Genomic DNA, 24,778 nt, shown 5'->3' on the forward strand with positions numbered 1-24,778 from the left:
TCTTTCGGGGCGCAGTTGCGCCCCTTCGCATTTGCAGGAACGCATTATGAATACCCTTCCTCACTGGTGGCAGAACGGCGTTATCTACCAGATCTATCCAAAGAGTTTTCAGGACACGACGGGCAGCGGTACCGGTGATTTACGCGGCGTCACGCAGCGGCTGGACTACCTGCAAACCCTCGGCATCGACGCCATCTGGCTGACGCCGTTTTATATTTCCCCGCAGGTAGATAACGGGTACGACGTAGCGAATTACACCGCCATCGACCCGGCCTACGGCACGCTGGATGATTTTGACGAGCTGGTCGCGCAGGCCCATCAACGCGGCATTCGTATCGTGCTGGATATGGTGTTCAATCACACCTCAACGCAGCACGCCTGGTTCCGGGAATCGCTGAATAAAGAGAGCCCGTATCGCCAGTTCTACATCTGGCGCGACGGTACGCCGGAACAACTGCCCAATAACTGGCGCTCCAAATTTGGCGGCAACGCCTGGCGCTGGCACGCCGAGAGCGAGCAGTACTATCTGCACCTGTTCGCCCCCGAGCAGGCGGACCTCAACTGGGAAAACCCGCAGGTGCGCGCCGAGCTGAAAAAGGTATGCGAGTTCTGGGCCGACCGTGGCGTGGACGGTTTACGCCTCGATGTGATTAACCTGATTTCCAAAGACCAGGATTTCCCGGATGACGCCGTGGGCGATGGCCGTCGCTTCTATACCGACGGACCGCGCATTCATGAGTATCTTCAGGAGATGAGCCGCGACGTCTTTACCCCGCGAAACCTGATGACGGTAGGCGAGATGTCGTCGACCTCGCTGGAAAACTGTCAGCAATACGCCTCTCTCGATGGGCGCGAGCTGTCGATGACCTTCAACTTCCACCACCTGAAAGTGGATTACCCCGGCGGCGAAAAGTGGACCCTGGCCAGGCCGGACTTCGTGGCGCTGAAAACCCTCTTCCGCCACTGGCAGCAGGGCATGCACAACAAGGCCTGGAACGCGCTGTTCTGGTGTAACCACGATCAGCCGCGCATTGTGTCGCGCTTTGGCGATGAAGGGGAGTACCGTCCCCACGCCGCGAAAATGCTCGGCATGGTGCTGCATGGAATGCAGGGCACCCCGTATATTTACCAGGGCGAAGAGCTGGGTATGACCAACCCGCACTTTAGCCGTATTACCGATTACCGTGACGTTGAAAGCCTTAATATGTTCGCTGAACTGCGGGCCAACGGTCGCGCCCCTGAAGAATTGCTGGCTATTCTGGCGAGTAAATCCCGCGATAATGGCCGCACGCCAATGCAGTGGGATGCCACACACAGTGCGGGCTTTACCGAGGGTGAGCCGTGGATTGGCGTTTGCGACAACTACGAGACGGTCAATGCCCGTGCGGCGCTGGACGATACTGATTCGGTGTTTTACACCTACCAGACGCTGATTCGCCTGCGCAAAACCCTGCCGGTGCTGACGTGGGGAGATTATGAAGACCTGCTGCCTGACCACCCTTCCCTGTGGTGCTATCGCCGGCGGTCGCAGGGCCAGACGCTGATGGTGGTGGCAAACCTGAGCCGTGAGCGCCAGCAATGGGTTCCCGCGTCAGTACAGGGAGCCTGGCGGGTCGCACTGAGCAACTATGCGGATGCTCCCCCTCAGCCCGACAACCTGCTGTTGCGCCCGTTTGAAGCCATCTGGTGGATACAGGAATAACCCTCAAGAGATACAGCCAGCTGTATCTCTTTTTTATGTTTAGCGATACGCTAAATGTACGACGATAACTTTTACTTCACGGTGTGCCAAAATAAGAATAGCCCTGCCATTTAAATAACCTCGGCAGGACATTATGAAAAAGACAATTATTAAAGCAACATGTATTAGCGCATTATTATTAAGTACCCAGGGATGGTGCGGAAATACCTCCGTCGATCTTCGCTTTGGTCATAATACGCGCTCAGACGTAAATGATTCACGTATTAAAGTGATGCATCAGGCTGATAACGGTTTTTACTTCTCCGTCGAAGCGGCGCAAAACCATAACGATACGTTCTTTGGTGATACCGACCGATATAATCCGGACGAAAAAGGGTTAACGGAGGCAGCACAGGAAATCGAAACGCGCTGGCGTTTTGATCTGGGAAATGGGTTCGCCATCGCGCCAGGGATGGTGACCGTCTTTACCGCCAGCAATACGCATTACCGCCCCTTCATCCAGGGCTGGAAAACGTTCGATAACGGCCTGAACCTGTCTGCCCGCTACCGCTATAACACCGTTAACGACGCGCACAGTGACAAACGCCTGGACGGTAGCGGCTACACCCGCCGCGAGTCACACCAGTTCGACCTGTGGTTCGCGTACAACATCGGGAAATTCGGCATGTCCTATAACCCGCGCTTCCGCTGGCAGGATAATGTCGATCAGGGAACCGGGGATGATACCTACTGGGAGCACACCGTAGCGTTCAACTACAAGCTCGACGACGGCTGGACGCCTTACGTCGAACTGGTGTCGCTGGATAAAACCTACCTTACTCAGGATGGCAATCATGAAAATGATTACGCCATTCGTCTGGGTATCGTGAAACAGCTCTGACAGCCTGCCTACTCCGTATCGTGCTGCAGAAGCCTGCAGCCGATACGATCGACGGCGCTTAACAGGTCCAGCTGTCCCTCTCGCTGGTATAACGAGACGGCATTCATATCAATCGACAATGGCCAGCACAGCGTAGAAAGCCCGGCCAGCGTCGAACCCTGACGGGTAATCGCAATAATCTTTAGCCCCTTACGCAGCGCGTTACGCGCCATTTCTATCAGCGACTGCGTCTCCCCGGATTTACTGATCAACACCAGCGTGCCCTTCGATACCCGGGTCAACTGGTGCATATCATTCAGAATCAGGTGCGGCAGACTCGCCAGTGACAAAAAACGCGACAGGTAGTTGAGGCTGGTGAGAGATGCCCCGCGTGCATATAAATAGATATGGCTGGAATGGGTCAGTAACCGGGACACGTCCACCACGATATCGTCTGCCTGCGGCCCCATCGCAGGCTCGGCAGGGACAGACGTAAAATGGTCGCGTAAAAACCGATAGCGAAGCTCGGTATAACTTTTATAGCCCATTTTCTTACAGACACGATTCACCGAGGTGGTTGTCGTAAAAGTATCACGCGCAATCTCTTTTGCCGATATATCAGAAATATTGCGTGCGTGGTGCTGAATGTATTCAAATATCAACCGTTCACTTCCCTGAAATGAATTCATTTATTACGTCCTGTTAAAACCCAACATGATATTAGCAGAATAGCGAAATAGTCTCTGGAAGGCGCTTCACATATTGCAACATAGCGTATGACGATACGTAATTAGTATTAGCAAACCTTAAACACTGTTTTAAGTTCTCTTTATACTTTCGCTATTTTCACACCCAGGGAATTATTACAATGATGAATCAAAAAATTATCGCTGTAACGGCTTGTCCTACAGGGATCGCGCACACGTTTATGGCGGCAAGTAAAATTATTGCATGGGCAAAAGAGCATAATATTGAGGTCAAGGTCGAAACGCAGGGCAGCGACGGCGTAAAAAACAGATTAACGAAACAGGATATTGCCTCCGCCACGGCCATTATTCTTGCAACCGACGTTCCCATTCAGGATGCAGAACGTTTTGAACACGTTCCTCACCTTCAGACCCGCACGCAGGAGCTGATTAAAAATACCGACCGCTACCTGCGTCAGGCGCTGGCCATGCAGAAAAACGTCACCACTGTGGCGGACGAAGACGCCATTCAGCGTTCGGCTTACCAGATTTTTATCGGCCATATCATGGCGGCCATCAGCTATATGTTACCGGTCGTGGTAATGGGCGGCCTGATGATGGCGACGGCCAAAATTACCGGGCAGTTTATAAACATTGAGCATTCGCCGTTCAGCGTGCTGGATAAAATGGGCTTTATGACCATCAAGTTCATGTACCCGGTCTTTGCGATGTATCTGGCCTTTTCCATTGCCGGTAAACCGGCGCTGATCCCCGGACTGATCGGCGGCATCATGTCAGATGAGGTCTACAAACGCTTCTTTGATATTGAAGGCTTTATGCCCTCCGGCTTTTTCGGCGCAATTGGCATTGGCTTTTTTGTCGGCTATCTGGTGCGCTGGCTGAATGATGCCATTCACGTCCGACAGCAGCTTACCACCCTAAAAACCATGCTGGTCGTTCCGCTGATCACCGGTATTACGCTGGTGATGGTAATGGAATATCTGATCAACCCGATTTTTGGTTCGCTTAACCAGCTGATGGTGGTCTTTTTTACCTCGGCGGGTGATACCGGACGCGGCTTCTATTCGGCCATGATCGCCGCGGGTACCGCGTTCGATCTCGGCGGCCCGGTCAACAAGGCGGCAGGATCGGTCGCGCTCGGCCTGAACGGCATGAGCGAGACATTTGATTTAACCGCCCGCGAGCTCTCCATCGTGATTCCTTCTATTGGGGTAGGCCTCGCCGCGTTCCTCAATGGGCGTTTTGGCCTGCCGGATGTGTTCAGCCGTGAAGAGAAAACCGTTGGCAGCACTTCGTTATTGCTGGGCTTTATCGGTATTTCAGAAGGCGCTATCCCGTTCATCCTGAAAAACCCACGCCTGATCCCCGTGTTCATGACAGGAGCCGTCGCAGGTGCGCTGGTGGCGATTGCCCTCGGCGTGAAGCAGACGTTGCCCCTGCCGGCTATCTGGGGCTGGCCGCTGGCGACCAATGTGGTCGGGTACCTGGCAAGCGTCTTTATTGGCGCACTGATTTGCGCCCTGGGCGTGCTTTATCTCAGCCCAAAGAACGCCAGATAAGGAGAGCGCAATGAGCCAGATCCACGTTATAGCCCATACCCACTGGGATCAGGAGTGGTATTTCACCCGCCAGGACAGCATGGTGCTGGCGTCATACAACTTTGCGGAGGTCATCGAGACGCTGGAGCAGGATCCGGCCTGGCAGTGCTATCACCTTGACGGGCAGATGGCGGTGGTGGATGACTTTCTCGCCATCAATCCCGATTACCGGCCCCGGCTGGAAAAACTGGTCAGGGAGAAAAGCGTGTTTGTCGGGCCGTGGTTCACCCAGACGGATACCTACAACGTTCACGGCGAATCGATTATCCGCAATCTCAAATACGGCATCTTCGCCGCTCGGGCGCTGGGGCATGCCATGCAGGTCGGTTATCTGCCGGATACCTTTGGGCATAACGCGCAGATGCCCACGATTTTGCAGGGCTGCAATATCGATAACATCGTTTTCTGGCGCGGTATCGACCACGACACTCAGGCCAAAAACAGCCAGTTTCTCTGGCGCGCGCCGTCAGGTGCAACCATCATCGCCTGTGCAATGGCGCTGGGGTATGGGGCGGCCAAGAACATGCGCGCGGAGGCCAGCCATCTGCACGGCAAGATCTACCCGATGGTGGATCTGCTGCGTTCACGGTCGCAGATTGACGACCTCCTCCTTCCTTGCGGCGGCGATCAGGTCAGCATCGACCCGGCGCTGCCGCGTATCCTGCAGGCTGCCAGCGCGCACTCTCCCACGCAGGACCGTTACGTCCTCAGCTCGCTGGAGCAGTACGTCGCTCTGCTGCGCACAAAACGGGAACAACTGGCGTTATGGGAAGGTGAGCTGAAATCGCCGCGCTACACCCGCATTCACAAAACGATCGGGTCTGTGCGTTACGATATCAAAAAGAAAAATGCCGACATCGAGCAGTTCATCCTGCGACAGCTGGAGCCCACCATCGCCATGGCGCGTCATCAGGGCATTCCGGTCACGCTCCCGATTGTGGACACCCTCTGGAAGAAGCTTCTGCGAAGCCATGCCCACGACTCCATGGGCGGCTGCAACAGCGATGCCACTAACCGCGACATTCTTCATCGGCTCGAGCAGACAGAGCAGCTTTGTCACAGCCTGTGGAATCTGGTGGTGAAGTCACTGGCCGCCGCATGCTGTCAGGAGGGTGACCTGCTCATTTTCAACCCGCTGGCCACCCCGACCCGCTGCGTGATCCACACCACCCTGTACAGTCAGGCCGACAATATCACCCTGACGTATCAGGGCCAGCCGCTGCCCTTCGACGTTCTGGAACGCGAGACGTTACCTGGAGGAACGGCCATCTCCCTCACCTGTGAGGGCGAACGCGAAACACACCTTCCGCCTTATTTCCGCTGGCATGTTGTTCTGCAGACGCCTCTCCTGCCGCCGGTGGGCTATATCACCGTCAACCTAAAAGACACGCCGGCTCCGTTTGCCATGACCTGCGCCGCGAAAGGAGAGGCGATAGAGAATACGGTTTATCGACTGACGCTGGAGGCCGGTACGCTGGTGCTTGAAGACAAGCGCAGCGCCAGGCGCATCACGTCGTTATTCAGTCTTGAAGACTGCGCGGATGCCGGAGACAGCTATGATTTCTCGCCGCTCCCGGGCGATGAACCGACGCGTTGCGCGCATTTCACGCTGATCGACTGCAGCAAAACCCCTCTTTGCCAAACGATAGTGCTTGAGGCGGTCATGTCGCTGCCGCCGGATCTCGCTGGACGCCGGGAAAATACCCGCACCCCGTTATCGATGCGCATAGTGTGCGAATTACGTCACGACGATCCGAACCTGCATGTTGATAGCTCGCTGATAAACAGCCACTGCGATCACCGGCTGCGTTTACTGATCAACAGCGATATTTGCACCCGTCACTCCCTCGCCTCGCAGCCGTTCTCGATAATCGAGCGCGAAACGGGGTACGACGAGACTCACTGGCAGGAGCGCTATCGCGAGAAGCCCGTGGATATTGAAACCAGCGAGGGCATTATCGCTATCGCGCAAGCGGGCAAAGCGCTGGTCGTGAATAGCCGCGGCATGAAAGAGTTTCAGGTTATTGGACGCGATCCGGCAGTCATTGCCCTGACCTTATTCAAATCAACCGGCGTACTGGGGCGCAGCGATCTTGACTGGCGACCCGGCCGGGCGTCTGGCATTAACAATACGGTGGTCGACACGCCCGATGCGCAGCTGCTCAAACCGCTGCACTTTTCCTTCACCGTGGCGCTGGCCGATAACGCAGACCATCTGACGCTGCGCCAGCTGGAGAATCAGGCGACGGGTCACCCCTTCACCTATCAACGGCAAACGCTGCATACCCTCGATAACCGGCTTGAGCGTTTTTCGCTGCGCCTGCCCGAACGCACGCTGCCGGCAGAATTTTCGTTATTCGCCTTACCGGAACCGCTCGTTCTTTCTGCCCTGCCTCATGCGCAACGATCGCCTGGCACGATCGCCCGCGTGTTCAACGCCGGGACGCAGCCTGTCCCTGTTCCGGCTGGCCTGGCAGAGCGTCCCCAGCTCAATTATCTGGAAGAACACGTGCCATCGGTGACGATGATCCCCCCTTCTGCGACCTGTGATTTTTTGATTGAGGCTTAACATGAACTTGCTTGAACTCACGCACCCCGAACTGGTGTTTATTAACCCACCCTGCCGCACGCCTGAAGCGCTGATCCGCTGGCTCTCCGAACCGCTTGTCGGGCGAAACGTCATCACCGATAAAGACGCCTTTATCCAGAGCGTCTTACACCGCGAAAGTGAAGGTCCCACCGCGCTGGGCGAAGCGCTGGCCGTTCCGCACGGTAAATCAGACGCGGTGCAGCAGGCGGCGTTTTGCCTGGCGCTTTTTGATGAGCCTGTTATCTGGCCGGGGCTGGAAGGCGATGAAGCGGTCAGGATGGTTTTTCTGCTCGCCATCCCGCACGCCGAGGCCGGCAGTACGCATATGCAGCTGCTGACGACGCTGACCAGTTCGCTGGCGGAAGAGCGCGTGCGTAACGCGCTTCTGGCGGCGCGCACCGGCGAAGAAGCGCTGTCCGCGTTGCGCAGAGAAATGCCACAAAACGCGGACGCCGAACCCGGGCGCTCACTTGTTATCCCGCTGATACTGGGGGGTATTGCGGCGGCAGCCTTTCTCCAGGCCGGACTGAACTGGGCATGCGGGGTGAGTTAACCGACTGGCGCTCGGCACATGCTGCTGAGCGCTTGTTTTTGTTGAATAATTAATCAGAATTTTCCCTCTCGTCTTTACAAACGCTGGAGTGCCCGTCGTTTGTACTCTCGTCTTTTTACTTTGTTCTGAATCAAATAAATCGCAAACATGTTTGATGCAAATCACTATATGTAGCACTTAAAATGCACGCCGACCCAACATATTGTATTTATCGTCTACTATTCCAACAACAAGACGGCGACTCAGCTCTCCGGAATTGTGGATAACACGCGTTGGGAACGTGGGAAGTCTCTGGCCTGGCTGACAATACGCCCGGTGAACACTTCTCCACCTTTGTGGATAACCTGTTTTTAAAAATGGAGTGATCATGACACCGCATGTGATGAAACGTGATGGCTGTAAAGTGCCGTTTAAATCAGAGCGCATCCAGGAAGCCATTCTGCGTGCAGCTAAAGCAGCGGGTGTCGATGACGCAGATTACTGCGCCACCGTCGCAGAAGTCGTTAGCAGCCAGATGAACGAACGCAGCCAGGTCGATATCAATGAGATCCAGACCGCGGTTGAAAACCAGCTGATGGCGGGCCCCTACAAGCAGTTAGCCCGCGCCTATATCGAATACCGCCACGATCGGGACGTTCAGCGTGAGAAACGCGGTCGTCTTAATCAGGAGATTCGTGGCCTGGTGGAGCAGACCAACTCCGCCCTGCTGAATGAAAATGCCAACAAAGACAGCAAAGTGATCCCCACCCAGCGCGACCTGCTGGCCGGTATTGTTGCCAAACACTATGCCCGTCAGCACCTGCTGCCGCGCGACGTGGTCTCGGCGCATGAGCGCGGTGAGATCCACTACCACGATCTCGATTACTCGCCCTTCTTCCCGATGTTCAACTGCATGCTCATCGACCTGAAAGGCATGCTGACCCACGGTTTTAAAATGGGGAATGCCGAGATTGAGCCGCCAAAATCGATCTCCACGGCCACTGCGGTCACGGCGCAGATTATCGCTCAGGTCGCCAGCCATATTTACGGCGGCACCACCATTAACCGCATTGATGAAGTACTGGCACCGTTCGTCACGGCAAGCTTCAATAAACACCGTCAAACTGCTGAAGAGTGGCAAATCCCGGACGCCGAGGGCTACGCGCACTCCCGTACCGAAAAAGAGTGCTACGACGCGTTCCAGTCGCTGGAATACGAGGTGAACACCCTGCATACCGCCAACGGTCAGACGCCGTTTGTGACCTTCGGTTTTGGTCTGGGTACCAGCTGGGAATCACGCCTGATTCAGCAATCGATCCTGCGAAACCGTATCTCCGGGCTTGGTAAAAACCGTAAGACAGCGGTGTTCCCGAAACTGGTGTTCGCTATCCGCGACGGCCTGAACCACAAGTTTGGCGATCCTAACTACGACATCAAACAGCTGGCGCTGGAGTGTGCGAGCAAGCGCATGTACCCGGACATCCTGAACTACGACCAGGTGGTCAAAGTGACCGGCTCGTTTAAAACGCCAATGGGCTGCCGCAGCTTCCTCGGCGTGTATGAAGACGAAAACGGCGAACAGGTTCACGACGGCCGTAACAACCTGGGTGTGATCAGCCTCAACCTGCCGCGTATCGCCCTCGAAGCCAAAGGCGACGAAGCGGCCTTCTGGGCGCTGCTGGACGAACGTCTGCAGCTCGCACGTAAGGCCCTCATGACCCGTATCGCGCGTCTGGAAGGGGTGAAAGCCCGCGTTGCGCCCATCCTGTATATGGAAGGGGCCTGCGGCGTGCGCCTGAAGGCGGACGATGACGTGTCGGAGATCTTCAAAAATGGTCGCGCGTCAATTTCTCTGGGCTACATCGGTATTCACGAAACGATCAACGCGCTGTTCGGCAACCAGCACATGTATGACAGCGACGCCCTGCGTGAAAAAGGTGTCGCCATTGTTCAGCGCCTGCGCGATGCGGTTGACCAGTGGAAAGACGAAACCGGCTACGGCTTCAGCCTGTACAGCACCCCGAGTGAAAACCTGTGTGACCGTTTCTGCCGCCTGGATACCGCTGAATTTGGCATTGTCGAAGGGGTAACCGACAAAGGGTACTACACCAACAGCTTCCACCTCGACGTGGAGAAGAAGGTGAACCCTTACGACAAGATCGACTTTGAAGCCGCGTATCCGCCCGTCGCGAACGGTGGCTTCATCTGCTACGGCGAGTATCCGAACATTCAGCACAACCTGAAGGCGCTGGAAGATGTCTGGGATTACAGCTATCAGCACGTACCGTATTACGGGACCAACACCCCGATTGACGAGTGCTACGAGTGTGGCTTTACCGGTGAGTTTGAGTGCACCAGCAAAGGCTTCACCTGCCCGAAATGCGGTAACCACGATGCGGCTCGCGTCTCGGTGACCCGCCGCGTGTGTGGCTATCTCGGGAGTCCCGATGCGCGTCCGTTTAACGCCGGTAAGCAGGAAGAGGTTAAGCGACGCGTGAAACATCTGGGGAATGGGCAGATCGGTTAAGGCGTCGGGGGTTTCCCCTCACCCTACCCCTCTCCCTCCGGGAGAGGGAACCGAACGCGCACCTACGTTTTCCCCTTCTCCCTGTGGGAGAGGGCTGGGGTGAGGGCACCCGCGCACACACACTCTGGACATCTTCTTATGCGATATCATCAATACTATCCCGTCGACATCGTCAACGGCCCCGGCACCCGCTGCACTCTGTTTGTCTCAGGCTGCGTCCATGAATGCCCCGGCTGTTACAACAAAAGCACCTGGCGCGTAAATTCAGGCCTGCCGTTCACCGCGGAAATGGAAGAGCGGATCATCCACGATCTCAACGACACGCGCATTCATCGCCAGGGGATTTCACTCTCCGGTGGCGACCCGCTTCACCCGCAAAACGTGCCGGACATTCTGAAGCTGATAAAACGCATTCGCCGCGAATGTGCAGGCAAGGATATCTGGGTCTGGACGGGTTATAAGCTCGAAGAACTGAATGCTGAACAGAGGGAAGTGGTGGATTTGATTAACGTGCTGGTTGACGGCAAGTTTGTGCAGGATTTAAAAGACCCTGCGCTGATCTGGCGCGGCAGCAGCAACCAGGTTGTGCATCATTTGCGGTGATCGCTAAAGCCGTTTGTTTACGTCATGATAAACGGCTGAATTCTCTCTCTTACCGATAGCAATAACACATACCGTCACAACGTTGTCCTGAACCTGATAGACCAAACGATAACCCTGGGATCTGAGTTTTATCTTGTCGCAATCAGGCAGGCCATGCAGGCGAGCCGATTCAACCCTGGGGTTCACCAACACGTTCGCAAGCTTCTTCTTAAACTGATTTTTTACGGTATCACCCAGCCTGGTCCACTCCTTGAACGCCCTCGGATCAAATACGAGTTCATAAGTCATCCAGCCTAACCTTAATTCCTTTTTGCGGATTAGCCAGCCGCTCCCGGACTGTGTGTATGAGTTCATCTTCACTGTCGCTAACAGTGACCGTTTTCACCGGCATACGCCCCGTCTCCGCAACGTACTGAAACAGTAACCGAACGGCTTCCGTTGGCGTGATATTGAGTTTTTCAAGCACGGCATAAGCCTCGTTTTTGAGTTTGTCATCCAGACGGACGTTCAGCGTGGCCATTATGTCTCCAGTGAAATCGAATGTGTAATGCATCTTAGCATTACATTTGTATTACATCGAATTCTGGATAACGTCTCTCAAAACCGGCTCACACTCTCCATCGCCACCGCTTTAAACCCGGCGAAATCATTGCAACTGCACAGCCGTGACATGGCGCGCTCGCGCAGGAAAGTCACGAAAATATCGTAAATCGCCATCGCCTCTTCGTACTCACGCTTGCTGATGGCGAGCAGGAAAATCACGTGGGCAGTTTCATCCCCCCAGGCAATACCCTGCGGTGCCAGCACGGTGTAAACCACCGTTTTTTGTGCCAGTAGCCCGAGGGAGTGCGGCAGCGCAATGCCGTCGCCCAGCATGGTGCTGACGATGGCCTCTCGCTCAACGACCGAATCCAGAAACTCCGCGCCAACAAACCCCTCTTCTTCGAGCTGCTCGCACAGCTCCCGGAACAGCGTTTGCTGGTCAATCGGCCTGTCGATAATACGGAAATGGGCGGCATCGAAGTATTTATCCAGCATCCACGGGCGGGTTCGGTCCACCAGCACCAGCTTACCTATCTGCTCAAGCTGGTAGTCCGTCGGGAACGGGGCGATCATCACCACCGGTTTAGACTTTTCGCTCACGCGGGCGGTCGAGATAACAAAGTCTTCGCCGATCGGTTCCGCCAGCTCATACTCGCGCAGCGTGAGCGTGCGGGTCACCTCAATTTGCGGATATTTGCGCTGCAGCACCGCTTCAATCATCCGGACCATCGCATTCCCGGCATCGCAAACTAACAGCACGCGCGGCTGACGCTGGTAGCCGATGTTGTAGTGGCGCTCCAGTCCGACACCGATATGCAGCACCAGGAAACCGATCTCGTTTTCGCTGATCACATACGGCGTGTATTTCCCCCAGCTCGACACTGCCGCGAGGGTCATATCCCACGCCATCGGGTAGTGCTGCTTGATGTTATCCAGAAGCGGATTAGGGATCATGATTTGATAGCGCACGCGGGTGATCATGGTTTTGATGTGGGTGAGCAGATCCGCATGCAGTTGCTCGTCGCTGAGCAGGTTGTAGTTATAGTGGGTATTGATGTAGCGCAGGATGTAATTGACCAGCGCTTCGTCGTCATCGGCATTGATGGCACTGGGGGCAATCTCCTGGATCTGACGTGCCGCGATGTGAACGCAGAGCCAGCTCTCTTCTGAAGGCGAAAGCGCTTTATCCGCCAGCTGTTGAATGGTCACAGCGATGTCTTTCGCCGCCTCACGAACATTCTCGGCCACATCTTCTGCGTGAAATTCCGGCAGCGGATAGCCCTCGCTGATGCGACGCACCGACACCGCACAGTACAGGCGCAGGAACAGCTCGCCCTCGTCAGTCAGACGAATGTGATGCCGCGTCAGCGCATCGTGCAGCACGGGAACCATCTGCTCCGCGACCCCCGCATTGAGCGCAACGTCGGTCACCAGCGGGTTCTGGCTATCCTGCTGTGCCAGCTCCCAGAGCAGATCGGTGAGACAGGCGCGGGTCGCCATCTCGCTGCCAAACAGCTTCATGCCGTGGCGCGGTCGGGTTTCCAGCGTCAGGTTGTAACGGTGGAACCACTCGCGCACTTCCACCATGTCACTTTGCAGCGTCGCACGGCTGACAAACCACTCATCCGCCAGATCCTCCAGCTTGAGCGAAAACGCGGAGGTAAGAAAACGGACCACCAGATAGTGCACGCGCTCCGGCCCGGTGCGGGGAATGCGCAGCGCGCGCGGGTGGGAGGACTGAAGCTGCTGATAGCGTTCTGCATCGTCAATTTTGAGCTGATAGCCATTGCCGCGGCTGAGAATAAACTGCGCGCCGTGGCTCGCCAGCAGCGCGTTCAGGGCAGTGATATCAGCGCGGACGGTTCGCGTGGAGACCGACAGCCGCTGCGCCAGTTCGTCCTGCGGCAGCGTCTCGTTTTGCAACAGATCGAAAAGTTGCGCTAAACGTTGGTTCGGAAATCGCACGGGGTTGTCCTCTTACGGCTTAGGGTGAAATGACCATCTGGGATGGGCTGCCGACCGGGGTATAGTCCGGCTCGGCGCTGAGTTTGCCGTCCTGCGCCACGCGAAAACGGGTAATGTTGTCGCTGCGCTGATTCATGACGTACAGCCAGCGCCCCTGTTTGTCGAGCGTCAGGGTGCGCGGGTAATCACCACGCGTCCACACATCATCCTGATGCGTCAGCGTACCATCCGCTGTTACGGTAAAGTGCCCGATGCTGTTATGCAAACGGTTAGCCACATACAGCTGTTTGCCATCGGCACTGAGCGCCAGCCCGGCGGCAAAACTGGTGCCTTTATAGCCGTGTGGCAGGGCGGAGAGGGTTTTCCCCTCCTGCAGCCTGCCCCGGGCATCCAGCGTATAGTGCGTGAGCGTGGATGCCTCTTCGTTAATCAGCCATAACGCATCGCCTTTCGGCGTAAAGACGAAATGCCGCGGACCGGCCCCTTTCGAGGAGGCACTGATAAACGGCGGATCGTTCGGGGTCAGCTTGCCTGTTTGATCGTCAAAACGGTACTGGTAGATACGATCCAGACCCAGATCGGTAGAAAAAACGTATTTCCCGCGCGGATCGGCGGCGATCATGTGCGCATGGGGGCCATTGTGATCGCTAATGGCAAAACTGCCTTCCACCGCCGCCACCGGTTTCGCCGCGCCCGGCTCTCCCCGATCCTGATGCGTGTCCGTGGCCTCCCCCAGACTGCCGTCTGCATTAACGGGCAGAACAGCAATCGAGCCGCTGACGTAGTTCGCCACCAGCAGGTGGTGACCCTTTGGCGTCAGGGAGAGATAGACCGGCCCCGCTCCGCCGGACGCCACCTGATTAAGCTCGCTCAGTTCGCCGTTATCGCCCACGCGCAGCGCCTGCACCACGCCCTGCTCCACTTCGCTCGCCAGATAGAGCGTCTTACCATCCTGCGAGACGGTGAGCTGCGCGGCGTTTGGCAGCGTGCTGACCAGCGTTTTATTCGCGAGCGCACCGGTTTGCGGGTCGAGGGTAAAGCGGTACAGCCCCTCGCCGTTGGGGTTGTACGTCCCGACCCAGGCGTACTGCGTCTGGGCGATGGCGGTGGTAGCGAGTAACGAGAGTGAAGCGACGAGCAGATTGCGGGTGTGCATGGTGGCTCCTTTGGTTTTGTGCGGTTTGTGCCCCTCACCCTAACCCTCTCCCCTTTGGGGAGAGGGGACGATTACACCCTCTCCCCAAAGGGGAGAGGGCCGGGGTGAGGGGTAAAGACTACTTAGCCAGCTTCTTCGTCATCTCCAGCAGCGTACGCACATCTTCCGGACGCGTGTCGCCGCTGGCTTTGTCGATAATCGAGCTGTAGATATGCGGAATGATTTTACTCACGCCCGCATCAAGGGCGATCTGCAGGATCGCTTCATAGTTCTCCAGATCGATCCCACCGGTCGGCTCCAGCCAGAAATCGTGACGGGCGCAGGCTTCCGCCACTGCCTGGTATTCGTCCCGACACGCCAGGCCTCCCATCGGGAAGTATTTGATGGAGCTGCCGCCAAAATCTTTCAGCAGGGCAATCGCGGTTTCAACCGGCACAATGCCGTCCGGGGCCGCGCTGCTCAGCGGACCGGTGGAGATTTTCACCTTGCCAACGGTGCCGGTCGGAGAGACCAGGCCGTTGACCACGGATTCACTCTGCCCCAGCAGCGCACGGCTGGTTGCCACGCCGGTGAACACCTGGTTAACGTGCTGCGGCTGCACCTGACGGGCGATCTCACTGACCATCGCGGACTGGTTCGGATCGCCCGCGCCGAGGCCCACAGAGAGCGCATTATCGATAAGCTGAGCGTAGTCGCGCATATCGGCAACCGCACTGGCGACATCCGGGTAATTTTTGGAGAGCACGCCCACCAGCACGTGGCCTTCCGCCGCCTCGTAAATGGCGCTGGCGTTGGCTTTCGATCCTGCCAGCACGTTCAGGCAGACGCGGTCACGGTAAAAGTTGGGGGTCAGTTTCATGCCTTTTTCTCCTGTCCTAACACTTCACTCATGCGGCGATAAACAATGTTCAGCTGATCGGCATTCACGCTGCGCACGTCCGCTTCGATAATCCCTTCGTTGGCCTTGTAGCCACGGAAATAAATGGCATACTCGCCCTGCTTCAGCGCGGTCACCAGGTCGCCGGTGCCAACACCGGTGGTAGCTTCATCAAACTTAATCTCGGTACGGGCGATATCGCGACCGGCACTGTCCCAGACCACGCGTGCCGTCACGCCGTTAAGGGTATTAAGCGCGTCAATAAAGGGCGTCATCTTCGCCACCATCTCTTCGCCGCTCTCTTTGGTCGCCGTCAGGTAGTGTTCGATGGCACAGGTGAGGCCGAGGATCCCCTCTTTACCCACTTTCATTGCGCGGCCAATCCCCGCCGTCTGGCGTTTCACCCACTCAACATACTGCGTTTTGCCGATCACCAGCCCGCTGGTTGGCCCTTCAATCGCTTTCGCACCGCTGTAGATAACCAGATCGGCACCGGAGCGGTAGTAAACGTGAAGATCTTCTTCCGCGGCCGCATCCACGATCAGCGGCAGATCGTGCTTACGCGCCACCACCGCCGCCTGCTCTACGCTGAGCATGCTTTTCTGCACGCAGTGGTGAGACTTGATGTAAAGAATGGCCGCGGTACGCGGCGTGATGGCCGCCGCCAGTTGATCGGCGGAGCATTCGTTCGCGTAGCCCGCTTCCACCAGCTTGCCGCCGCCCAGCGCCACCATGGTGCCTACCGGTGCGCCAAAGTTAACGTTATGGCCTTTCGGCAGCACGATTTCGTTGTTCTCAATCGGAGTGACGTGCAGGTTCTCCAGCAGCCAGTCGCTGTCTTTGACCAGCACCGCCGCCACGGACTGGGCGATGCCCGCTGACGCGCAGGAGACCACCGTCGCCCCTTCCACATCCAGCAGCTTCGCGATGTATTCGCCGGTTTTGTTGACCAGATCCTTCATCTCGAAATAGTGATTCATGCCATCCATCGCCGCCTGCACTACGTCCGGGCGCGGCGTGGAAACACCCAGCGCCGTCATACGGCCTGAGGTGTTGATGACTTGCTTTAAGTGATACTTCTCATAAATCGAAGGCATGTTCCGTGCTCCCTTGTTCGGTCATGTAGCCCTTGCCTGCGCGGATGGCGGCAAGCGGCACCAGAATGTGTTCAGCCTGCAGGCTGTCATTTTCAGCATCCACCAGCAGCGTTGGCTGGCGTTTTATCGTGAACAGCGTCAGGTCAGCATCAAGACCTGGCTGAATACGGCCTTTGTGCGTCAGACGCAGCCCGTCGGCGGCGTTCGCGGTGACGCACTCAATCACCTGCGGCAGCGACATGCCGATGGCGAGAAACTTCGACATCACGCTTGCCAGCGACCCTACCGGGCCGTTAATGCGGTTGCGGCAGTAAATATCCGAGCTGATGGTGTGTGGCAAAATGCCCATCGCAATGGCGCGTCTCGCCACCTCAAAGCTAAAGCTCGCCGTACCGTGTCCGACGTCCAGGCGCACACCGCGTTTCAGGGCGGAGGTGATGGACGCACGCAGTTCACCGGATGGCGTCAGAATGCGGTTCGGCTTGCCGTTGTAGCAGTGGGTGATGATGTCGCCTGAGCTGAGCAGGTCGGCAATTTCATCGAGGTTAGGCGGGTTGTTGCCGATGTGCACCATCAGCGGCAGGTCGCCGTTCTCTTTCTGGATGGCTTTCGCGTGCTCAAGCGGCGTTATGCCGTTTTCGCCAACCACGCTGCTGCTCATGCGCGCTTTCAGGCCAACGATAAAATCCGGGTAGCGCGTAACGGCCTGCTTCACGGCCTTCGCATCAATGTTGGCCATATTGGCCAGTTCGTTCTGGGCAATCAGCCCCACGCGGGAGATGTTCAGTAAGGCATAAACGTCGGTTGAGGCTTTACGGGTGATTTCATAAAAATCGTCCACGTCATCCGCGCCGGTACTGCCGGCATCCACCACCGAGGTCACGCCGGTGGCGATGCCCACGCTGTCCGGTTCGTCGTGATAAATAGGGGAGTTCGGGTAGCAGTGAACGTGGGAGTCAATCCAGCCTGCGCTGACGAACACTTCACTGTTCAACTCAACCGTTTTACGGGCGGGCGCGGTAATGTCGCCCACCGCCGCGATTTTTCCGTCCTGAATGGCGATATCGGTCAGGGTATCGTCGGTGAGGCGCGCACGGCGCAGGAGTAAATCAAACATGAGGATCTCCTGATAAGGCGGGCGCCAGGGCGCCCGCGGGCATTAAAGGGCGACCGGGAACAGCCAGCCCAGAATCATTGCACCGAGAATGGCGCCACCGGTAATCGGCTTCTGCCAGATATAGAACAGCAGCGCACCCACCAGAGAGCCGACACCAATAGGAATGGAGGCGGTCATGGCGCTGAGGATAATCAACGGCCCGAGGAAACGACCGGAGGCGTTACCGGCGCCCATCATCACGTCCGCCCCGTAGGTGGAGTTGCTCTGGTTGATGGTGAACTTACGCGCCAGGATGATGACGTAGCCAATTGCCAGGCCAATCACCAGGCCGGTGATCAGCGCGGCGATAAAGTTGGTCACCGGGAACATGATGCCCGCGCCCAGCAGCAGCGCAGGAACCCCGAGACCCACCCCGGTCTGGATCGCCCCGCCGATATCAAGGATACCGACCAGCGACCCTTCGATAATACGGGCGAACAGGAAGCTGGCACCGAACGCCGCCACCGCGCCGTAAACGCCGGTATCCATCCCCGCTTTCAGCATCGCCACGAAGGCCACTTCGTTGAACGCGCCGATGCCGTAGAGGTAGTACATATGCGTCCCGGCGAAAACACCGGAAGAGAGCAGGCCAACGAAGATCGGGAACGACCAGTCGGCATACCAAAAACCTTTATTCTGTTCCATGTCGAGGCTCCTGTTATTTACCGCTGAGCGCGTTGTGGATCATGTCGAGCCAGTTCGGCACGGTCAGATGGAAGGATTCGATCATCTTCATGTCGAAGCCACGGAAGAAACCGCTCAGCACGAACAGCGCCACGATGGCCGCCATCATCACTTTGGTGACGTGGTTCCATCCGCTCTCTTCAACGCCCTTACCAATCAGGATACCCAGCACCAGACCCGGTACGGCGTTACCCATGATCAGCTGCGCCGCGCCGCCAAAAATGGTGGCCCAGAAGCCCGATTTTTTACCCGCATCGATGGCGGCCAGCCAGAAGATCACCGGCATCACGGTGTTGACCAGCAGGTTTGCTGCAGGCACCAGCACCTTCACGGCGGTTACCTGAAGCGCAGCCGGAACAGAAGAGGCGGTGAGGTTCAGGAAGGTGACGACAATCATGCCGATCACGCCGCAGGCAATCGCCATTTTGCGCGGATCGTGCAGCGTTTCGCCGACGTTACGGTTTTTAATCATCAGTGCTGCAGCACCCCAGTTCGGGATGATGCGGTGGTCAACGTCCTGTGTGAATGCCCCTGCGGCCACGGAAGAGGCCCAGGCGTTAAAGAAGAAGCCTAACCCAAAGGAGAAGTGAGAAGCCGGATCCCCTTCACAGGAGTTCAGTTCCCCCAACGTACGAAACGCGCCCATACCCTGAGTGGTAGGCGCATGAAACATGCGTGCAGCCCCGGCCCCCACACCGACGCCAACCAGGCCGCCAATGATGAGCGATTTTATTAATATAATTAAGAACATCAGTCTGCCCTTTTATGAATAATCAGCGTTGCGTGACGAAATCCACCTGGTCGAGATTGATGGCAGTCACGTTGACGGTCACATCCAGCTCCACGCTGTAGGTGCGTCTTTCCCGGCGCAAAAAGAAGAACAGAAAAGCTTCTTTACGCACCGCTTCTTGCGCCTGAACGACCTGCACATCCTGTGGCTCAATACGCAGTAAGATATGCGGTGAGGCTTTCATCACCGCGGCCTGAACGTGGTTGAGCGCATCAGCGAAGGCGCGCGCTTTAGCGTCGCCTTTGCCCTTCACTCTCACCGTGGTTGTGAACTGTTCTTTCATGCTTATGCGCCGTGTTTCTTCTGCCACGCCTGAACCAGACGCTCGCCCAGCTCTTCTTTATCCATAAAGCCAAAGCCCAGCACATTGCAGCCTTCATTGATGGCGGTGACGCCTTCATCCACTGAACGCATGCCGTATTTGGCTTTGTAGCCATATTTGGTTTGTGCGGTGATGGCACCCGCGCCGCCGCTGCCGCAGAAGGAGATGCCGAAGGTGGCATTTTCCGCTTTCATCACGTCACCGAGCTTCATGTCTGCCGCCACACCCGGCACGACAACCGCGCGTCCACCGGCTTTTTCAACGCCTGCCGCCACTTTCTGACCTTTACCCAGGCGATCGCCAATCACGACTGTAATCTGTTCCATGTGTTGCTCCTTAAAGGTTGTCTTTCGCGACTTCGAAGTGAACGGAGAGCAGCCAGGCCTCTTCATCTGGAAGGTTGCCAAACTGCGCGACCACTTCACGGGCAAGCCGCATTGAATCGGGAGAAATTTCGTCGAACAGCTCGGCTTCAACCTCCGGCAGCGGCTCGCCGGTCACGGACCGGTGCGCCATCGCGCGAACGTGGGAGGTGAGCATCTGTTCCTGTACTGCGTTGGGGATGATGTTGTGCCGGGCCAGCAGGGCATACACCTGCGCCAGCATGGTGTTAGCGAGCTGCTCTGTTTGCACCGCCTGATCTCCAACGTCGTTCATTACCGCTCCGTTAATCACTCGTCTTACCCCGTTAATGGCTCTGGAATAAAACTAACGTTGGGGGGGAATTGTTTGTAGCGAGTTGTTTTCCACTTCGAAGTGGAAAGGCGAGCACCGGCAGTGATCTGTGCCACATAAATATGCTGAATATAGATAAATCACTGTATTTACGTGATGAATATCACGCTATCTGACGGCAATTAAGGGGGCGTGGGAGCGAAAAAGATTATGGGCAGGCGTGCAAATATGTGAGGTGGATAAGGTTTTCTTATGCCCGGAAAGCAAACATGCGGGGGCGGTTAACCGCCCCCGCACGGGGAAAGCGCGTACCGAGAATTAACGATACTTTTTGTGATAGGTATTACGCGTGGTCACAAACTGGTCGGCTGCCGCCTGGGCTTCCTTCACTTTGCCTTCGTTGGCAAGCTTCAGTGCACCGTCAATCTGACCGACCAGCACGTCAAAGCCGTGGCGGTAGTCTTTCATCTCAGCGCTGTCTGCCGCTTTATTTTCCAGCTTTGGCGGCGTGGATTTCTGCGCGTCCAGTGCCGCTTCACGCATTTTGGTCAATGCGCCTTTCATTTCCGCCGCATTGTCCGTTTTCTGCACCACCTTCAGGTTTTCACTGAGGATGCCCATGTCGTCTTCAAGATCGGCAGCAAACGCAGAAGAACCAAGAACCAGCGTTGACGCTGCGACGATCGCTAACAGGTGTTTACGCATTGCTCACTTCCTTTTTTATTATTAAAACGCCTTTACGGGTATTACTGCCCGGCGATTTTCATCTCCGGTAAGAGGACTGAACCACACTGTATATTGCTACGTGTTTCAATATCGTTACCGACAGTAACAATATTGCGCCACATGTCTTTCAGGTTGCCGGCGATGGTAATTTCGCTTACCGGATACTGAATTTCACCGTTCTCAACCCAGAAGCCCGCTGCGCCACGCGAATAATCGCCGGTAATGCCGCTTACGCCCTGGCCCATTAACTCTGTGACGACCAGACCGGTGCCCATCTCTTTAAGCATCTGCTCAAAGCTCAGGCCCTGACCCGCGATTCGCCAGTTGTGAATGCCGCCCGCGTGACCGGTGCTTTTCAGCCCCAGCTTGCGCGCAGAGTAGTTGGTCAGCAGCCACTGCGTCAGAATGCCGTCTTTGATGATATCGCGGCGCTCGGTGCGCACACCTTCGCTGTCGAACGGCGTCGAGGCCAGCCCTTTCAGCAGGTGCGGATGCTCTTCAATGGTCAACCATTCCGGCAGGATCTGCTTGCCCAGCGAGTCGAGCAGGAACGTCGATTTACGGTAAACGGAGCCCCCGGCAATCGCCCCCACCAGGTGGCCAAACAGGCCGGTCGCCACTTCATTGGCAAAAATGACCGGGGCTTTCATGGTGGAGAGTTTACGTGGCGACAGACGGGACAGCGTGCGCTGCGCGCATTCTGCGCCAACCCACTCAGGAGACTGCAAATCGCCCAGCGCGCGACCGATGGTGTAGGCGTAATCACGCTCCATATCCCCATTCTCTTCAGCGATAACGCAGCTGGAGAGCGAATGGCGCGTTGAGCAGTAGCCCTGCAGCATCCCGTGGCTGTTACCAAACACTTTGATACCGTAGTGGCTGTTAAAACTTCCACCTTCGGTATTGGTGATGCGTTTATCGGCCTTCAGAGACGCCTGCTCGGCACGGGCAGCCAGTTCGATTGCTTCGTCCGGCGTCACTTCCGCCGGGTGGAAAAGATCGAGATCCGGGGCATCGAATGCCAGCAGCTCTTTGTCGGCAACGCCGGCGTAAGGATCGGGCGAGGTGTAACGCGCAATATCCAGCGCAGCCTGCACCGTACGGGCAATGGCATCCGGGCTGAGATCGGTCGATGACGCGCTGCCTTTGCGATTCTGGTGATAAACCGTGATCCCCAGGGCGCCATCGCTGTTGAATTCTACATTTTCCACTTCGCCGTAGCGGGTGCTGACGCTGATGCCGGTGGTTTTGCTTACCGCCACTTCGGCGCCATCTGATTTACCTGAAGCGAGCGTCAGCGCGGTGGAGACGGCTTCTTCCAGAATCTTACGCTGCGCTTCAACTTGTGAGGTTACTTTCATCGCAAATGCCATACTGTAAGAGAGAGTTAATTGAAGTCTAACAGAGAACCGTTTTTCAGTGCGCGTCTTAACTGGTAACATTAGCCTCTTTTTTTAAGGAGCCTGACATGACTAAGCAGCCCGAAGACTGGCTCGACGACGTTCCCGGTGATGACATCGAAGACGAAGATGATGAGATCATCTGGGTCAGTAAAAGTGAAATTAAACGTGACGCCGAAGAGTTAAAACAGCTTGGCGCGGAAATGGTAGAACTGGGTAAAAACGCGCTGGATAAACTCCCGCTCGACCAGGATCTGCGCGATGCCATTGAACTGGCACAGAAAATCAAGAAAGAAGGCCGTCGCCGTCAGCTTCAGCTTATCGGTAAAATGCTGCGTCAGCGTGACGTTGAACCGATCCGCCAGGCGCTGGACAAACTGAAAAACCGCCACAACCAGCAGGTTGCGCTGTTCCATAAGCTTGAGCAGATCCGCGATCGTCTGATTGAACAAGGTGATGATGCGGTACCGGAAGTACTGAACCTGTGGCCGGATGCCGATCGCCAGCAGCTGCGTTCGTTGATCCGCAATGCCCAGAAAGAGAAAGAGGCGAACAAGCCGCCGAAGTCTGCACGCCTGATTTTCCAGTATCTGCGTGAGCTGTCTGAAAACGAAGAGTAAGCACAGCATCGTTGAGTGTCCTCAACCCCGCCCCTCTCCCTGTGGGCGAGGGAGAAAAAGCCCGGTAAGCGTGAGCGCTACCGGGCTTTTTTTTTACTCGGCGACCGCCTGCGCTTTCTTCGCCAGACCGTCCAGCAGCTTCTGATGGATCCCACCAAAACCGCCGTTGCTCATCACCAGAATGTGATCGCCAGGCTGTGCGGATTTCACCACCATATCCGCCAGCGCATCCACATCCGCACTCCAGTGCGCAGGCTGAATGCAGGCATCGGCCACTTCGGCCACCTGCCACGGAATATGCTGCGGCTGCAGCAGGAAGACTTCATCGGCACGCCCTAAGGATGGCGCAAGATCGTCTTTGCAGATGCCCATTTTCATGGTGTTCGAACGCGGTTCCAGCACGGCCAGAATGCGAGCGGTCCCGCCGACTTTGCCGCGTAAGGCCGCAAGCGTCGCCAGAATGGCGGTCGGGTGATGCGCAAAATCGTCATACACCGTGACGCCGTGGGCTTCACCGCGCAGCTCCAGACGACGGCGGGCGTTAATGAACGAGCCTAACGCATCCGCCGCATCCGCAGGCTGAACGCCCACATGACGTGCCGCGGCAATCGCCATCAGGCCGTTGTGCATGTTGTGCTCGCCCACCAGGCCCCACTTCACCTCACCCACTTTCTCACCGTCGAGCAGCACTTCCCACTCGGAGGCATCCGCGTTGAGTTTTTTCGCCTGCCAGTGTCCCTGCTCGCCCACCAGCTCCTGCTCGCTCCAGCATCCCATCGCCAGGGTTTGCTTCAGGTTGATGTCGTTTTCCGGCAGGATGATGCGGCCCTGACCCGGAACGATGCGCACCAGATGGTGGAACTGTTTCTGAATCGCTTTCAGGTCGTCAAAAATATCCGCGTGATCGAACTCAAGGTTATTGAGGATCAGCGTCCGCGGGCAGTAGTGCACAAACTTGGAGCGCTTGTCGAAGAACGCGCAGTCATACTCGTCGGCTTCGATCACGAAGAACGGGCTGTCACCCAGACGCGCAGAAACATCGAAATTACCCGGTACACCCCCGATTACAAAACCTGGCTTATAACCACAGGCTTCGAGGATCCAGGTCGCCATTCCGGCTGTCGTGGTTTTGCCATGCGTTCCGGCTACGGCAACGACCCAACGGTCGCGCAGCACGAAATCATGCAGCCACTGCGGGCCAGACATGAACGGAATGTTGCGTTCCAGAACCGCCTCAACGCACGGATTACCGCGGGTCATGGCGTTGCCAATGATCACCAGATCCGGCTCAGGATCCAGCTGGCTGGCATCGTATCCCTGAATCAGAGAGATGCCCTGTTTCTCCAGAAGCGTGCTCATCGGCGGATACACATTGGCGTCCGAACCTGTCACTTCATGGCCCAGAGAGCGCGCCAGCATTGCCAGTCCGCCCATGAAAGTGCCACAAATCCCCAATATATGAATGCGCATACGTCACTATCCTTCTTCAATGTGGCGCACATTTTACTCACATGTCAGCGACAGCGAAACGCATTTCAGGTAAATCCGTATTTTGCTGGCGCGATTCACCTCTGCGCTAATATTTGAATGTTTGTTAAGATTGTTGGGCTTTAGTCGTTTTAGTGAACATACAATCGCTCTACTCACAA

At 56.5% G+C, this 24,778-nt stretch carries 24 protein-coding genes; 8 read left to right on the forward strand and 16 right to left on the reverse strand.

Annotated features, from left to right (window positions below; all coding sequences use genetic code 11):
• Window positions 1–46: 46 nt before the first annotated feature.
• Together treC and L466_RS01160 are read left to right on the forward strand one after the other, a co-directional pair.
• A complete protein-coding gene (gene treC / locus L466_RS01165; RefSeq protein WP_032679523.1) occupies window positions 47–1,702 on the forward strand; it encodes an alpha,alpha-phosphotrehalase in 1,656 nt (551 codons plus the stop codon).
• A gap of 133 nt (window positions 1,703–1,835) precedes the next feature.
• Complete coding sequence (locus L466_RS01160) at window positions 1,836–2,582, forward strand: oligogalacturonate-specific porin KdgM family protein (protein ID WP_032679522.1); 747 nt, start codon at window positions 1,836–1,838, stop codon at window positions 2,580–2,582.
• Window positions 2,583–2,590: 8 nt separating this feature from the next.
• On the opposite strand, the gene L466_RS01155 is transcribed toward L466_RS01160, so the two are convergent.
• Window positions 2,591–3,250 carry a MurR/RpiR family transcriptional regulator gene (locus tag L466_RS01155; RefSeq protein WP_014168392.1) on the reverse strand — a complete coding sequence of 220 codons (660 nt, stop codon included), beginning with the start codon at window positions 3,248–3,250 and terminating at the stop codon, window positions 2,591–2,593.
• Between the two features lie 179 nt (window positions 3,251–3,429).
• On the opposite strand from L466_RS01155, the gene L466_RS01150 reads away from it, so the two are divergent.
• The 5 genes from L466_RS01150 to nrdG all read left to right on the forward strand — a co-directional run bounded on the left by L466_RS01150 (window position 3,430) and on the right by nrdG (window position 11,118).
• Complete coding sequence (locus L466_RS01150; protein ID WP_071993116.1) at window positions 3,430–4,827, forward strand: PTS fructose transporter subunit IIC; 1,398 nt, start codon at window positions 3,430–3,432, stop codon at window positions 4,825–4,827.
• Between the two features lie 10 nt (window positions 4,828–4,837).
• On the forward strand, window positions 4,838–7,435 hold the full coding sequence (locus L466_RS01145) for a glycoside hydrolase family 38 N-terminal domain-containing protein (RefSeq protein WP_032681841.1): 2,598 nt from the start codon (window positions 4,838–4,840) through the stop codon (window positions 7,433–7,435).
• A 1-nt stretch (window position 7,436) separates the two neighbouring features.
• Window positions 7,437–8,009, forward strand: coding sequence for a PTS sugar transporter subunit IIA (locus tag L466_RS01140; RefSeq protein ID WP_032681842.1), 573 nt, complete (start codon window positions 7,437–7,439; stop codon window positions 8,007–8,009).
• Between the two features lie 367 nt (window positions 8,010–8,376).
• Complete coding sequence (nrdD, locus tag L466_RS01135) at window positions 8,377–10,515, forward strand: anaerobic ribonucleoside-triphosphate reductase (RefSeq protein ID WP_020885401.1); 2,139 nt, start codon at window positions 8,377–8,379, stop codon at window positions 10,513–10,515.
• A 138-nt stretch (window positions 10,516–10,653) separates the two neighbouring features.
• A complete protein-coding gene (gene nrdG / locus L466_RS01130) occupies window positions 10,654–11,118 on the forward strand; it encodes an anaerobic ribonucleoside-triphosphate reductase-activating protein (protein ID WP_032681844.1) in 465 nt (154 codons plus the stop codon).
• A 3-nt stretch (window positions 11,119–11,121) separates the two neighbouring features.
• Here the strand turns inward: nrdG and L466_RS01125 are convergent, their stop codons facing one another.
• From L466_RS01125 to pmbA, 14 genes are all read right to left on the reverse strand, one after another.
• Window positions 11,122–11,406 carry a type II toxin-antitoxin system RelE family toxin gene (locus tag L466_RS01125; protein WP_032681845.1) on the reverse strand — a complete coding sequence of 95 codons (285 nt, stop codon included), beginning with the start codon at window positions 11,404–11,406 and terminating at the stop codon, window positions 11,122–11,124.
• Window positions 11,396–11,638: a type II toxin-antitoxin system RelB/DinJ family antitoxin gene (locus L466_RS01120; protein WP_032679513.1), complete on the reverse strand. Its 243-nt coding sequence runs from the start codon at window positions 11,636–11,638 to the stop codon at window positions 11,396–11,398. The genes L466_RS01125 and L466_RS01120 overlap by 11 nt, the downstream gene beginning before the upstream one ends.
• A 77-nt stretch (window positions 11,639–11,715) precedes the next feature.
• On the reverse strand, window positions 11,716–13,626 hold the full coding sequence (locus L466_RS01115; RefSeq protein ID WP_032681846.1) for a BglG family transcription antiterminator: 1,911 nt from the start codon (window positions 13,624–13,626) through the stop codon (window positions 11,716–11,718).
• Window positions 13,627–13,645: 19 nt separating this feature from the next.
• Complete coding sequence (locus L466_RS01110; RefSeq protein WP_032681848.1) at window positions 13,646–14,782, reverse strand: lactonase family protein; 1,137 nt, start codon at window positions 14,780–14,782, stop codon at window positions 13,646–13,648.
• Between the two features lie 118 nt (window positions 14,783–14,900).
• Window positions 14,901–15,641 (reverse strand): 2-dehydro-3-deoxy-phosphogluconate aldolase, encoded by a 741-nt coding sequence (locus tag L466_RS01105; protein WP_020882900.1) that lies wholly within the window; start codon window positions 15,639–15,641, stop codon window positions 14,901–14,903.
• Complete coding sequence (locus tag L466_RS01100) at window positions 15,638–16,756, reverse strand: DgaE family pyridoxal phosphate-dependent ammonia lyase (protein WP_014168381.1); 1,119 nt, start codon at window positions 16,754–16,756, stop codon at window positions 15,638–15,640. Before L466_RS01100 ends, L466_RS01105 begins: the two co-directional genes overlap by 4 nt.
• A complete protein-coding gene (locus L466_RS01095; protein WP_032681849.1) occupies window positions 16,740–17,873 on the reverse strand; it encodes an amidohydrolase/deacetylase family metallohydrolase in 1,134 nt (377 codons plus the stop codon). Before L466_RS01095 ends, L466_RS01100 begins: the two co-directional genes overlap by 17 nt.
• A gap of 42 nt (window positions 17,874–17,915) precedes the next feature.
• Window positions 17,916–18,557, reverse strand: coding sequence for a DUF4310 family protein (locus L466_RS01090; protein ID WP_014882285.1), 642 nt, complete (start codon window positions 18,555–18,557; stop codon window positions 17,916–17,918).
• Window positions 18,558–18,570: 13 nt separating this feature from the next.
• Window positions 18,571–19,347, reverse strand: a complete 777-nt coding sequence (locus L466_RS01085; protein ID WP_014168378.1) for a DUF4311 domain-containing protein — start codon at window positions 19,345–19,347, stop codon at window positions 18,571–18,573.
• A 22-nt stretch (window positions 19,348–19,369) separates the two neighbouring features.
• Window positions 19,370–19,669 carry a DUF4312 family protein gene (locus L466_RS01080; protein WP_006810338.1) on the reverse strand — a complete coding sequence of 100 codons (300 nt, stop codon included), beginning with the start codon at window positions 19,667–19,669 and terminating at the stop codon, window positions 19,370–19,372.
• 2 nt (window positions 19,670–19,671) lie between these two features.
• Window positions 19,672–20,034: an SFCGS family glycine-rich protein gene (locus tag L466_RS01075; protein ID WP_003830384.1), complete on the reverse strand. Its 363-nt coding sequence runs from the start codon at window positions 20,032–20,034 to the stop codon at window positions 19,672–19,674.
• Between the two features lie 10 nt (window positions 20,035–20,044).
• Window positions 20,045–20,383, reverse strand: coding sequence for a glycine dehydrogenase (locus L466_RS01070; RefSeq protein ID WP_014168376.1), 339 nt, complete (start codon window positions 20,381–20,383; stop codon window positions 20,045–20,047).
• A gap of 318 nt (window positions 20,384–20,701) precedes the next feature.
• The gene (gene cybC / locus L466_RS01065) at window positions 20,702–21,088 is read right to left on the reverse strand and encodes a cytochrome b562 (RefSeq protein ID WP_014168375.1); all 387 of its coding nucleotides are present in this window, start codon (window positions 21,086–21,088) and stop codon (window positions 20,702–20,704) included.
• A 41-nt stretch (window positions 21,089–21,129) separates the two neighbouring features.
• Window positions 21,130–22,482, reverse strand: coding sequence for a metalloprotease PmbA (pmbA, locus tag L466_RS01060; RefSeq protein WP_020882904.1), 1,353 nt, complete (start codon window positions 22,480–22,482; stop codon window positions 21,130–21,132).
• A 95-nt stretch (window positions 22,483–22,577) separates the two neighbouring features.
• Between pmbA and yjgA the strand changes: the two genes are divergently transcribed.
• On the forward strand, window positions 22,578–23,129 hold the full coding sequence (gene yjgA / locus L466_RS01055; RefSeq protein ID WP_014168373.1) for a ribosome biogenesis factor YjgA: 552 nt from the start codon (window positions 22,578–22,580) through the stop codon (window positions 23,127–23,129).
• 93 nt (window positions 23,130–23,222) lie between these two features.
• Here the strand turns inward: yjgA and mpl are convergent, their stop codons facing one another.
• Window positions 23,223–24,599 (reverse strand): UDP-N-acetylmuramate:L-alanyl-gamma-D-glutamyl-meso-diaminopimelate ligase, encoded by a 1,377-nt coding sequence (gene mpl, locus L466_RS01050; RefSeq protein ID WP_032681850.1) that lies wholly within the window; start codon window positions 24,597–24,599, stop codon window positions 23,223–23,225.
• Window positions 24,600–24,778: the final 179 nt, after the last annotated feature.

It is taken from the genome of Enterobacter sp. BIDMC 30 (assembly GCF_000534355.1).
GTDB lineage: Bacteria > Pseudomonadota > Gammaproteobacteria > Enterobacterales > Enterobacteriaceae > Enterobacter > Enterobacter ludwigii.

What these genes read in the sequence shown, in the direction of transcription:
- L466_RS01160 (WP_032679522.1), top strand. Translation starts at nt 1,836, where the DNA reads ATGAAAAAGACAATTATTAAAGCAACATGTATTAGCGCATTATTATTA.
- nrdG (WP_032681844.1), top strand. Translation starts at nt 10,654, where the DNA reads ATGCGATATCATCAATACTATCCCGTCGACATCGTCAACGGCCCCGGC.
- L466_RS01125 (WP_032681845.1), bottom strand. Translation starts at nt 11,406, where the DNA reads ATGACTTATGAACTCGTATTTGATCCGAGGGCGTTCAAGGAGTGGACC.
- L466_RS01095 (WP_032681849.1), bottom strand. Translation starts at nt 17,873, where the DNA reads ATGTTTGATTTACTCCTGCGCCGTGCGCGCCTCACCGACGATACCCTG.
- L466_RS01155 (WP_014168392.1), bottom strand. Translation starts at nt 3,250, where the DNA reads ATGAATTCATTTCAGGGAAGTGAACGGTTGATATTTGAATACATTCAG.
- L466_RS01085 (WP_014168378.1), bottom strand. Translation starts at nt 19,347, where the DNA reads ATGTTCTTAATTATATTAATAAAATCGCTCATCATTGGCGGCCTGGTT.
- mpl (WP_032681850.1), bottom strand. Translation starts at nt 24,599, where the DNA reads ATGCGCATTCATATATTGGGGATTTGTGGCACTTTCATGGGCGGACTG.
- L466_RS01140 (WP_032681842.1), top strand. Translation starts at nt 7,437, where the DNA reads ATGAACTTGCTTGAACTCACGCACCCCGAACTGGTGTTTATTAACCCA.
- cybC (WP_014168375.1), bottom strand. Translation starts at nt 21,088, where the DNA reads ATGCGTAAACACCTGTTAGCGATCGTCGCAGCGTCAACGCTGGTTCTT.
- L466_RS01075 (WP_003830384.1), bottom strand. Translation starts at nt 20,034, where the DNA reads ATGGAACAGATTACAGTCGTGATTGGCGATCGCCTGGGTAAAGGTCAG.
- L466_RS01150 (WP_071993116.1), top strand. Translation starts at nt 3,430, where the DNA reads ATGATGAATCAAAAAATTATCGCTGTAACGGCTTGTCCTACAGGGATC.
- treC (WP_032679523.1), top strand. Translation starts at nt 47, where the DNA reads ATGAATACCCTTCCTCACTGGTGGCAGAACGGCGTTATCTACCAGATC.
- L466_RS01090 (WP_014882285.1), bottom strand. Translation starts at nt 18,557, where the DNA reads ATGGAACAGAATAAAGGTTTTTGGTATGCCGACTGGTCGTTCCCGATC.
- nrdD (WP_020885401.1), top strand. Translation starts at nt 8,377, where the DNA reads ATGACACCGCATGTGATGAAACGTGATGGCTGTAAAGTGCCGTTTAAA.
- L466_RS01110 (WP_032681848.1), bottom strand. Translation starts at nt 14,782, where the DNA reads ATGCACACCCGCAATCTGCTCGTCGCTTCACTCTCGTTACTCGCTACC.
- L466_RS01145 (WP_032681841.1), top strand. Translation starts at nt 4,838, where the DNA reads ATGAGCCAGATCCACGTTATAGCCCATACCCACTGGGATCAGGAGTGG.
- pmbA (WP_020882904.1), bottom strand. Translation starts at nt 22,482, where the DNA reads ATGGCATTTGCGATGAAAGTAACCTCACAAGTTGAAGCGCAGCGTAAG.
- L466_RS01080 (WP_006810338.1), bottom strand. Translation starts at nt 19,669, where the DNA reads ATGAAAGAACAGTTCACAACCACGGTGAGAGTGAAGGGCAAAGGCGAC.
- L466_RS01100 (WP_014168381.1), bottom strand. Translation starts at nt 16,756, where the DNA reads ATGCCTTCGATTTATGAGAAGTATCACTTAAAGCAAGTCATCAACACC.
- L466_RS01120 (WP_032679513.1), bottom strand. Translation starts at nt 11,638, where the DNA reads ATGGCCACGCTGAACGTCCGTCTGGATGACAAACTCAAAAACGAGGCT.
- yjgA (WP_014168373.1), top strand. Translation starts at nt 22,578, where the DNA reads ATGACTAAGCAGCCCGAAGACTGGCTCGACGACGTTCCCGGTGATGAC.
- L466_RS01105 (WP_020882900.1), bottom strand. Translation starts at nt 15,641, where the DNA reads ATGAAACTGACCCCCAACTTTTACCGTGACCGCGTCTGCCTGAACGTG.